Here is a 10,075-nt window from a genome sequence, read left to right on the forward strand (position 1 = left end):
TGCAGCCGACCAGTCAACGCTTCAGATGGATCGTGATCCGGCGTTCGATCCATTCAACGCCATGGCGCAAGATTTCGACCATCACCAGATAGACAAGGGCGACCCAGATATAGGCCTGGATGTCGAACGAGTTGGCAAAGGCAAGCTTGGCCTGGCCCATCAAATCGTAAACGGTGATGATGGCGACGATTGCCGAGGCCTTGACCATCAGGATCAACTCGTTGCCATAGGGACGCAAGGCGACGATCAACGCCTGCGGCAGGATGATCTTTCGCAGCGTCTGCAATTTGTGGAGGCCGAGTGAAGCGGCGCCTTCCCACTGGCCTCTTGGCACGCTTTCGATGGCGCCGCGCAGGATCTCGGCCTGATAGGCGGCGGTGTTGAGTGCGAAGGCAAACACACCGCAATTGAAAGCGTCTTTGAAAAAATCCCAGAGACCGACCGTTTGAAGTTCAGCCCTGAACGATCCCAGTCCGTAGTAGACCAGATAGGTCTGGACCAGCAGCGGCGTGCCGCGGAAGAAATAGACATAGCAATAGGCGAGGCCGGACAGGAGCCGGTTGCTGGACATGCGCCCATAGGCGACCGGCACCGACAGGATCGCTCCGAGCACCATCGATATGCAGACCAGTAACAGCGTGGTTTGAAGGCCTTTCAGATAGGCCGGGGCATATTTGGCGAAGAAGTCGGCGTTCCAGGCAAAGATCAGATAACTGACGATGCCGAGGCCGAACAGGATCCAGAAACCGACCATCGCATAGCCGATGACACGGCTGCGCGGCCAGCCGCGCGCCCGTGGTGGCGGTCGTTCGACCAAGGTGGCTGTGACGCTCATCGTTGTGCCTCTCGCCTGCCGAGCGAGCGCAGGATCGCGCTGGTGGCAAAGGATGAAACGACGGCCAGGCCAAGGAAGACCAGGGCCGCAACGCCATAGAACAGGAAAGCGTGCTTGGTAACGCGGGCAGCAGTGTAGGCATTGCGCAGCGTCTCGGCGAGGCCGACGACCGATACGAGCGACGTATCCTTGAGCAGGCTGAGCCAGCAGTTCTCAAGTCCGGGAAACGCGATGCGAAGGAGTTGCGGCAAGATCACCTTGCGCATGGTCAGCCAGTTCGAAAGGCCGATGGCATAGCCGCCCTCGTATTGACCTTTCGGTATGGCTCGAAAGGCTGAAAGAAACACCTCGCTGGCATAGGATGAAAAGATCAGCGACAGCACGATCATGCCGGCGACGAAGCTGTTGACGTCGATGGTCGCGTCGGGTTGGAAATATCGCACGAGGTGTTGCAGCAGGATTGGTACGCCGAAGAAGAACAGGAACAGCGTCACCAGTTCCGGCAAGCCGCGGAAGACGGTGGTGTAGATGTTGGCGGCCAGCCGCAGCGACGGTTCTTCGGATTGTTTGGCCCAGGCGACGAAAAAGCCGATCGTCAGGCCGATGGGCAGTGTCGCAAGCGCAAGCGCGATAGTGACCAGTGCACCATAGGCAATATCGTCAATCCAGCCATCGGGTCCCCAAGTGAGAAGTATCCATATGTTTTGGCTTGGCATTGACGGGTCTTGTCTCCACTTCTATCAGGCCAAGGCGGCAGGAGAAATTTCCCCTGCCGCCTTGTTTCCGATGATCAGGACTCGGCGCCGAAGACGTCGAACTTGAAGTACTTGTCGTTGATTTCCTTGTACTTTCCGTTGGCGCGGATGGCGTCGATGGCGGTGTTGAGCTTGTTGACCAAATCCGTCTCGCCCTTGCGCACGGCGATGCCGGCGCCCGGTCCAAAGATCTCGACCGGCTGCGGCGATGGCTGGCCGAGAATCTTGCAGCAGGCGCCATCAGGCGAATCCAGGAATTGCTGCAACACGACGATATCGTCCTCGATCGCATCGAGACGGCCATTGGCGAGATCGGCCTGCTCTTCGGGACTGCTCGGATAGCCCTTGACCGTGCTGTCCGTATAGGTCTTCGAGGCATAGTTGAAATGCGTCGTCGTGGTTGCCACGCCGATGGTCTTGCCGGCGAGGTCTTCCTTGGTAACGCCCTTGAGGGTTGAATCTTTTGGCACCGCCAGCGCCGAGGGGGTGTTGTAGTATTTATGCGTGAAGTCGACCTTTTCCTGACGCTCCGGCGTGATCGACATCGAGGCGACGATGGCGTCGAACTTGCCGGCCTGCAGCGCCGGAATGATTCCGTCCCAATCCTGGGCGACGAAGGTGCACTTGACCTTCATCTCGTCGCAGAGCGCCTTGGCGATGTCGATGTCGAAGCCGACGAGCTGGCCGTCGGAGGTCAAATTGTTGAATGGGGGGTAGGCGCCTTCGGTGCCGATTCTCAGGGTCGTTTCCTGAGCCTGGGCGACGCCGAGCGTCAGCAGCGCAGCCGATGCGGCGAGCGCGATACGCAGTGCAATACGCATGATAGTCCTCTCTTTATGGCTCCCGGCCGTCGTTCCGAAACGGCTCTGTGGGGCGGTGCTTTTGACCGCCCGCTGGCGCGATACTCCCACTGTTTTTGGGAGAAAAGCAACTGTAAAACCGTCGCTTGCGGGATTTGCGGGTCCAGCCAATGCTGACGCCGGGTTAGACAATGCAACCGCCGAAGAAAGCGGCGGAACCGGGCCCGGGCAGGGGCCTCAAGGTTTGAGGCCGGTGGCGCGCTCGATGAAGTCGGCTATCGATCCCGTGTCGTCGAGATCGAACACCGGCAGGCTTTCGCCGGTGACCGCGAAGTCGGCGGCAATCGCCACGATATGCCCATCATTTGCCGAGAGCGGCGACCGGTCCTTGGCCTCGAGCCGCCGGGTCTCGATCTTTTTGTGCGCCTCGCGCTTGTAGCCTTCGACCAGCACGATGTCGCACGGCGCCAGCCGCGACAGGATCGTCTCCAGCGTTGGCTCGTCCTCTGCGCGCAATTCGTGCATCAGCGCCCAGCGTCTGCCCGACACCACCGCGACTTCGGTTGCCCCCGCCTGGCGGTGGCGAAAGGAATCCGCGCCAGGCTTGTCGATGTCGAAGTCATGATGGGCATGTTTTACCGTCGATACCGTCCAGCCGCGCCGGACGAGCTCGGTGACCAGCTTCTCGGTCAGTGTGGTCTTGCCGGAATTCTTCCAGCCGGTGATGCCGAAGATGTTCATGGCCCGATGCTCTGCAACAGACGCTCGGCCACCGCAAGGTCGTCCGGCGTGTTGATGTTGAAGAACGGGTCGATCTCATTGCTGCCGTGCGCCAGCAACGGAAATTCCACTTCGACGCAGTCGTGCCGCTCGATGAAGGCGGAAACCCGCCTGTTGTCCTCGTCGACAAGGAAGTGGCGCAAGGCCTGACGCAGGCCGAGCGGCCACAGCGCGAAGGTCGGATGCCGCCTGCCGCCGGAACTGGCAACCGCGATCGAGCCCGGCCGACTGGTTGCGGCCGCGGCCAGCGTTGCGACCAGATCGGCCGGCAGGAACGGTGTGTCGCCGGCGGCCGTCACCAAGGCCTTGCAGGCGGTGTTTGCTGCCGCCCATTCGAGGCCGGTGAGAATTCCGGCCAGCGGTCCGGCATGGCCTTCGACCGTATCGGCGAGAACCGAAAGCCCGGACGCCGCAAAGCGCATCGGGTCGCCATTGGCGCTCAGCACCAGCGATCCGACCTGCGGCGAAAGGCGAGCGACGACATGGTCGAGGAGCGGACGCCCACCAAGGGCGAGCAAGGTCTTGTCGCCGCCGCCCATGCGCCGTGACAGGCCGCCGGCCAGGATGATCCCTGCAATGTCTCGGCTCATGCCTTATATGCCGTCCGGCGCCATGTCGGGTCCAGCGCTTTCGGCGGCGGGCTTTTGCCGTCCGACAACCCGTTCGCGATAGAGCGCGTAGAGGCCGGAGCCGATGATAATGGCGGAGCCGACGATCATCGGCAGGTCTGGGACATCGCCGAAGATAGTCAGGCCAAGCAGCATCGACCACAACAGCGCGGTGTAGCGGAACGGTGCGATGAAGGAGATGTCACCGGCCCGCATCGCCATGATGATGAACTGGTAGCCGATCAGCACCAGCACCGCCGCCAGTGCCAACAACGCCGTGCCCTTGCCCGACATCGGCGTCCAGCCGCCCATCGGCGACAGCAGGACGGCGCCGACAATGGTCATGGCGATTGCGGTTGCTGTCGACACCAGCAATGTGGGGATAGCCTGCGGGATGCGCTTGGTGGCGAGGTCGCGCACCGCGCAGCAGGCGACGCTGACGAGTGCCCATAGCGAATAGACACTGAACCCTTCGAAGCCCGGTCGCACGATGATCAGCACGCCGCCGAAACCGACGGCGATCGCCAGCCAGCGCCGCCAGCCGACGCCTTCACCAAACACAAGGGCCGCGCCCATCGTCACCGCCAGCGGCAGCGCCTGCAGCACTGCCGACACATTGGCGATCGGCAAATGCGCCAGCGCAACTAGGAAGGCGACGGTGGCGCCGGCCTCGCCGACGACGCGCAACGCCACCAGCGGCTGCAGCATCGAGCCCGGTCGTGCGAGCGCGCCTTGCTGCCAGGCGAGCAGGCCGACGAGCACCGACGCAAAGGCGCCGCGCACCAGCATGACCTGCGCCATGTTCATCGATTCCGACGAGAACTTGGTGATGGCGTCGTTGAGGGTGAAGCCGATCATGGCCACCATCATGAACAGCGCGCCGCGAAGATTTAGGGAAAGAGGCAAGGGCGTTACCGGTTTTGCAAGAGCAATCCAGGAAAAGTGTGAAACGGTTTTCCGTCCGGAACGGTTTTCCGTCCGGAATTGCATGAAAACAAAGAATAGAGCGGTTCGACGTTTCGGTGAAACGGTGAACCGCTCAAGCCTGTAGCAGCCGGCGGCAAGACAGCAACGTCAAAGAAATAGGCCACGGATTTTCATCCGTGGCCTGCAAAATCTGTCAGAGAGCCAATCCGATGACCGGTGGCCTCATTTCGGCGTCAGCACCTCGGTGCCGCTGCCGTTCTTGCCGGCGATCGTCCACAGGCCGTGCAGCGAGCCGTCATCTTCTACCTTGTAGACGACGAGGCCGATTTCCTTGCCCATGACGTAGCCGGCGGAGAAGGCATTGTCGTTGCGCATGCAGATGCCGTCCGAAGACGACCCGCCGGTTTCCCAGTGGATGGTGCAGGTGGTCTCGCTGGTCAACGTGATGGTCGCCTCGCCGCCGTATTTCGAGCCGTCGAAATTGGTGCCGGCGACGGTGTAGGTGCCGCCGATCGACTGCGCCGCTGCCGGCGCGGCGGCAAACCCAAGCATTGCAAGAGAAAGTAAGAGTGTGCGCATGTCGTGTTCCCCCAAATCGAGCGACGAGCCGCTATGTCTGGGAATCTAGGCCCGAACACGCTTGCGGTAAATCCGCCGGCCGTTTGCGCATAAGACTTTTTCTGGGATGTGTCCGAAAATGCTCAACGTGCTTTGAGGCTGCCGGCAATGGCGCCGACCAGCGGATCGTATTTTTGCTTTCACTGCCGGCGGATAGTCGATCCATACCGTGCGGATGACGCCGTCCTTGCCGAACAGGCGCCGCTCGTAAAAGATCTTTCCATCCTTCAGCCCCGACAGCACCGCCCAGTTCTTGCCGGTCTTGCTACAGCTGATCTCGTAACCCGCCTCCTTGCTTGCCCTCTCGGCAGTGACAAAGCTTTTGGGGGTGTCGTCACTGACGTTGAAGATGCCGGAGCAGATCAGGCTGGCGCCGTCGGCGGTGAGCCATTGCTGACCATCGCCATTGTCCGGCTCAGGCTGGCGGTCGGTGAATATCTCGTCGGGAAAGGTGCAGACGGTGCCGAAGCGCGCATCGGTGTTGGTGAATGGCGCCGCGACCGCGCTGCCTGCCGCGATCAGTGCAACTGCCAAACCAAGAAAAATACGCTCATTCGATGCCTCCAGCCAACATTGGAGACACTCTTTGCACCAAATCTCGGAAAAAAATCAGCCGCCGGTGACGCTCATATGCCTCGATACCGAGGGACGGCTGGTGCGGCGGTCGATGATGAAATCATGGCCCTTCGGCTTGCGGCCGATCGCTTCGTCGATAGCGGCAGCGACCAGTTCGTTGCCTTCGGAGGCCCGCAGCGGTGCGCGCAGGTCGGCGGCATCTTCCTGGCCCAGGCACATATAGAGCGTGCCGGTGCAGGTCAGCCGCACGCGGTTGCAGCTTTCGCAGAAATTATGCGTCATCGGCGTGATGAAGCCGAGCCGGCCGCCGGTTTCAGTGACATGGACGTAGCGGGCCGGGCCGCCGGTCTTGTAGGGGATGTCGCTCAGCGTGAACTGGCGCTCCAATGAAGCGCGCAGCAGCGACAGCGGCAGATACTGGTCGGTCCGGTCGGCGTCGATCTCGCCCATCGGCATGGTTTCGATGACGGTCAAATCCATGCCGCGGCCATGCGCCCAGCGCATCATTTCGGGCAGCTCGGCGTCGTTGAAGTCTTTCAGCGCCACCGCGTTGAGCTTCACCTTCAGCCCCGCCGCCTGCGCGGCGTCGATGCCTTGCATGACCTTGCCGAGATGGCCCCAGCGGGTGATGGCGTGGAACTTGTCGGCATCGAGCGTGTCCAGCGAAACGTTGATGCGCTCGACGCCGCAATCGGCGAGTTCGGCGGCAAAGCGCGACAGCTGCGAGCCGTTGGTGGTCAGCGTCAGCTCTTCCAGCGCGCCGCTCTTCAGGTGCCGCGACAGCTGGCGCACCAGATGCATGATGTTCTTGCGCACCAGCGGCTCACCGCCGGTGAGGCGCAATTTGCGCACGCCCTTTTCGATGAAGACGGTGCAGAGCCGGTCGAGTTCCTCGAGCGACAGCAGGTCCTTCTTGGGCAGGAACGCCATGTCCTCGGCCATGCAATAGGTGCAGCGGAAATCGCAGCGGTCGGTGACCGACACGCGCAAATAGCTGATCGTGCGCCCGAAAGGATCGATCATGTCCATGCGTCAAACGTTTCCAATGGCTGCGAGTGGCACCGTTATATACAGCTATGTGATACGAACCAACCCGCCATTCAAGATAGCCGCTCTTGATCTTTGGTAACATTCCCCGGCCGACATCCGATGTCGGCAGGGTTCAAATGGCCTTTTCCGGTTGCGCGAACCAGCGTAGGGAAGGGCGGATTGAGGCAGGATTGAAAACGATGACGGCGCCGAAGGAACTCAGGGTCTCGAAGGACAGAAAACTGCTGTCGGTCACCTTTCCCGATCATCGCCCGTTCGAACTGCCGGCCGAACTGCTGCGCGTCGCTTCGCCCTCGGCCGAGGTGCAGGGCCATTCGCCGGACCAGCGGGTGACGGTTCCCGGCAAGCGTAACGTTGCTATCCTGAAGATCGAGCCGGTCGGCAACTACGCCGTGCGCATCACCTTCGACGATTTTCACGACACCGGCATCTTCACCTGGAATTACCTGCACACGCTTGGCCACGAAAAGGACGCGCGCTGGAATGCCTATCTCGCCGAGCTCCAGGAGAAGGGACTGAGCCGCGACCGCTAGTTCGGCACTGTCGGCAAAACGTCATTGACTGGGGGTAACGCTGGCAACGGTTCGGAGACGGGAAAATGTCTGACATCACCACGGTCGAACAGCTCGAAGCCCTCTACGGCCTGCCCGGCGAAGCGTCGACGGTCAAGGAACTCGACCACGTCATTCCCGAATATGCCGCCTTCATCGAAGCCTCGCCTTTTGTCGCTTTGGCGACGAGCGGGCCGGAAGGGCTGGACTGCTCGCCGCGGCGATCTCGCCGGCTTTGTGCGCATGCATGACCCGAAGACGCTGATGATGCCGGACAGGCGCGGCAACAACCGCGCCGATTCGCTTAAGAACATCATCCGCGATCCTCGCGTCGGGCTGCTGTTTCTTGTGCCGGGTTCGGGCACGACGCTGCGCGTCAACGGCCGCGCCCGCATCGCCACCGACGCCGCGCTTTGCGCCTCCTTCGCCGTCGAAGGCAAGCCGGCGCGCTCGGTCACCGTGGTCGATGTCGATTCGGTCTATTTCCAGTGTGCCCGCGCCATCGTTCGCTCGGAGCTGTGGAACCCGGCAAAGCACGTCGACCCGAAATCGCTGCCGACACCCGGAACAATCCTGGAAGTCACCAGCCGCAAGAATATCGATGCCGGTACTTACGACAAGGAATGGCCGGAGCGGGCGAAGAAGACGATGTGGTGAGGTGGGAGGCGCGTGGATCGAACGGCTCAGGTATCCTTCAGCACGTCATAGATCTTGCGCATCTGTTCGCCGATCATGTCGCACTGTTCCGCTGTCGACTGGCTCATCGCCTTTTCGATCAGCGCCATATGCACCTTCAGCGCCTTCATCAAAAGCTCCGTGCCGGCCTCGGTAAGCGTCAGCCGCAGCACGCGCTTGTCCTTCTCGTCGCCTTCGCGGCGCAGCAGGCCGCGCGCCTCGAGCTGCGGCAACAGCATGGTGATGTTGGAGCGGCCGACCAGCAGTTTGCGGGCGAGATCGTGCTGCGACATGCCGGGATGGCGATAGAGGTTCATCAGCACGTCGAGCTGCGCCGGCTTGAGATCCAGCGGCGCCAGCTTTACCGCCAGCGCACGCTCCAGCACATGGCAGGCGCGCGCCACCGCGACCCAGTTGCGAAAGCGCGGGTTGTCCCAGGGCAGCTCTTGTTTAATGTTCATGTTTGAACTATTATGTTCATGCTTGAACGGAATGGATGGACCGCCACTATGGCATCATTTGGACTGAAGGTCATCCGGGGCGTGTTCCGCGCCGCCGAGCATGTGGCGCCCCGCCTGAGCGGGCGCGCCGCCTTCGAACTGTTCTGCCGCACGCCCAGCGTCAAGGCGCTCAGCGACGGCGAGCGGCGTGCGGTCGACCGCGCCGCCGGCTTCATGGCCGAGGCGCGCCATCATCGGCTGACGACCAAGGCCGGCTGCGTCATGGTGCACGAATTCCGGCCCGAGCCGGGCAGGGCGTCCGCCGGCACGGTGCTGGTGGTCCATGGCTGGCGTTCGCGCACGGAATATATGCGGGCGCTGATCGAAGGCTTTCGCGATGCGGGCTACCGGGTCGCCTCGCTCGACCTGCCGGGCCATGGCCAGTCGCTGGGCCGTCATCTCAATATGGTCAATGCGGTCGAGGCGGTCAGGGTCGCCGGCGAATGGTTCGGTCCGTTCAAGGCGATCGTCGGCCATTCCTTCGGTGGCGCCGTCGCCGCCAATGCCATTGCCGGTTCGATCAAGGGTATCCAGCCCGTCGCGGCCGAGCGGCTGGTGCTGGTCGCCGCGCCAAGTTCCCTGCCGGCGATCTTCGCCGACTTCAGCCGCATGCTCAATGTCGGTCCGCGTTCGCAGGTTTCCATGGCCGATCAGGTGAAAAGGCTGTCGGGCCGGCCGCTGCATGAATTCACCGGCGACCGCCAGTTGGCTGAGGCGCCGGTGCCGACGCTGGTCATCCACGCGCCGGACGACCGCGAAGTCCCCGCCGATCATGCCACACGTTATGCCGGCGCCGGCAGCCATGTGCGGCTGCACTGGGCCGATGGGCTCGGCCACCGTCGCATTCTCGCCGACAAAGGTGTCATCGAACGCGCTGTGACCTTTGTCAAAAACGAGCGCGAGCCGATACTGCATTGATTCCAATCGGTGTATTGTCCGACACCGACAACGCCGGAGCGGTGAGCTAGCCCTTCTTCTTACCGCCCGGCTCGACGGGCAATCCGGCCGCCTTCCAGGCGGTATAGCCGCCAAGGATGTGCTTGACCGGCGACAGCCCCATATCCTGCGCCGTCTTGGTGGCCAGCGCCGAGCGCCAGCCGCCCGCGCAAAAGAAGACAAAGCTCTTGCCCGAGGCGAAGAACGGCTTGTGGTAGGGGCTTTCGGGATCGATCCAGAATTCCAGCATGCCGCGAGTGACATGTTTGGCGCCGGGGATCTGGCCGTCCCGCTCGATCTCGCGTGGATCGCGCAGGTCGACGAAGATGGTGTCCTCGTCGTCGAGCAGCCCGGCCGCTTCCTCGGGCGAGACCACCTCGATCTCGGCATTGGCCTCGTCGAGCAACTCGCGATACCCTTTTTTCACGGACGATCCCTCCCGGCGCATTTCGCCGCCGACTGGA

At 62.2% G+C, this 10,075-nt stretch carries 13 protein-coding genes and 1 pseudogene; 3 read left to right on the top strand and 11 right to left on the bottom strand.

What is annotated here, in order from left to right:
- Positions 1 to 13: 13 nt before the first annotated feature.
- The 9 genes from NKI37_RS16660 to moaA all read right to left on the bottom strand — a co-directional run bounded on the left by NKI37_RS16660 (position 14) and on the right by moaA (position 6,928).
- Entirely contained in the window at positions 14 to 835 is an 822-nt protein-coding gene (locus NKI37_RS16660; protein WP_352791322.1) for an ABC transporter permease, read from the bottom strand.
- Complete coding sequence (locus NKI37_RS16665) at positions 832 to 1,551, bottom strand: ABC transporter permease (protein ID WP_352791324.1); 720 nt, start codon at positions 1,549 to 1,551, stop codon at positions 832 to 834. Before NKI37_RS16665 ends, NKI37_RS16660 begins: the two co-directional genes overlap by 4 nt.
- A gap of 74 nt (positions 1,552 to 1,625) precedes the next feature.
- A complete protein-coding gene (locus NKI37_RS16670) occupies positions 1,626 to 2,411 on the bottom strand; it encodes an ABC transporter substrate-binding protein (protein ID WP_352791326.1) in 786 nt (261 codons plus the stop codon).
- A gap of 216 nt (positions 2,412 to 2,627) precedes the next feature.
- Positions 2,628 to 3,131: a molybdopterin-guanine dinucleotide biosynthesis protein B gene (mobB, locus tag NKI37_RS16675; protein ID WP_352791328.1), complete on the bottom strand. Its 504-nt coding sequence runs from the start codon at positions 3,129 to 3,131 to the stop codon at positions 2,628 to 2,630.
- The gene (mobA, locus tag NKI37_RS16680; RefSeq protein WP_352791330.1) at positions 3,128 to 3,760 is read right to left on the bottom strand and encodes a molybdenum cofactor guanylyltransferase MobA; all 633 of its coding nucleotides are present in this window, start codon (positions 3,758 to 3,760) and stop codon (positions 3,128 to 3,130) included. Before mobA ends, mobB begins: the two co-directional genes overlap by 4 nt.
- A 3-nt stretch (positions 3,761 to 3,763) precedes the next feature.
- Positions 3,764 to 4,684 (bottom strand): DMT family transporter, encoded by a 921-nt coding sequence (locus NKI37_RS16685; RefSeq protein WP_352791331.1) that lies wholly within the window; start codon positions 4,682 to 4,684, stop codon positions 3,764 to 3,766.
- A gap of 243 nt (positions 4,685 to 4,927) precedes the next feature.
- Positions 4,928 to 5,284: a hypothetical protein gene (locus NKI37_RS16690; RefSeq protein WP_352791333.1), complete on the bottom strand. Its 357-nt coding sequence runs from the start codon at positions 5,282 to 5,284 to the stop codon at positions 4,928 to 4,930.
- A 45-nt stretch (positions 5,285 to 5,329) separates the two neighbouring features.
- Positions 5,330 to 5,857: a hypothetical protein gene (locus tag NKI37_RS16695; protein ID WP_352791334.1), complete on the bottom strand. Its 528-nt coding sequence runs from the start codon at positions 5,855 to 5,857 to the stop codon at positions 5,330 to 5,332.
- A 75-nt stretch (positions 5,858 to 5,932) separates the two neighbouring features.
- Positions 5,933 to 6,928, bottom strand: coding sequence for a GTP 3',8-cyclase MoaA (gene moaA / locus NKI37_RS16700; protein ID WP_352791335.1), 996 nt, complete (start codon positions 6,926 to 6,928; stop codon positions 5,933 to 5,935).
- Between the two features lie 200 nt (positions 6,929 to 7,128).
- Here moaA and NKI37_RS16705 point away from each other — a divergent pair, with 200 nt between their 5' ends.
- Together NKI37_RS16705 and NKI37_RS16710 are read left to right on the top strand one after the other, a co-directional pair.
- Positions 7,129 to 7,482, top strand: a complete 354-nt coding sequence (locus NKI37_RS16705; protein WP_023668999.1) for a gamma-butyrobetaine hydroxylase family protein — start codon at positions 7,129 to 7,131, stop codon at positions 7,480 to 7,482.
- A gap of 65 nt (positions 7,483 to 7,547) precedes the next feature.
- A pseudogene (locus NKI37_RS16710) lies at positions 7,548 to 8,157 on the top strand (pyridoxamine 5'-phosphate oxidase family protein).
- 26 nt (positions 8,158 to 8,183) lie between these two features.
- On the opposite strand, the gene NKI37_RS16715 reads toward NKI37_RS16710, so the two are convergent.
- A complete protein-coding gene (locus tag NKI37_RS16715) occupies positions 8,184 to 8,636 on the bottom strand; it encodes a MarR family winged helix-turn-helix transcriptional regulator (protein WP_023668997.1) in 453 nt (150 codons plus the stop codon).
- A gap of 48 nt (positions 8,637 to 8,684) precedes the next feature.
- On the opposite strand from NKI37_RS16715, the gene NKI37_RS16720 reads away from it, so the two are divergent.
- A complete protein-coding gene (locus NKI37_RS16720; RefSeq protein ID WP_352791337.1) occupies positions 8,685 to 9,593 on the top strand; it encodes an alpha/beta hydrolase in 909 nt (302 codons plus the stop codon).
- Between the two features lie 46 nt (positions 9,594 to 9,639).
- Here the strand turns inward: NKI37_RS16720 and NKI37_RS16725 are convergent, their stop codons facing one another.
- A complete protein-coding gene (locus NKI37_RS16725) occupies positions 9,640 to 10,038 on the bottom strand; it encodes a rhodanese-like domain-containing protein (protein ID WP_023682502.1) in 399 nt (132 codons plus the stop codon).
- Between the last annotated feature and the right edge of the window lie 37 nt (positions 10,039 to 10,075).

This window comes from Mesorhizobium sp. M0626 (assembly GCF_040320665.1).
In the GTDB taxonomy this organism is placed as follows: domain Bacteria; phylum Pseudomonadota; class Alphaproteobacteria; order Rhizobiales; family Rhizobiaceae; genus Mesorhizobium.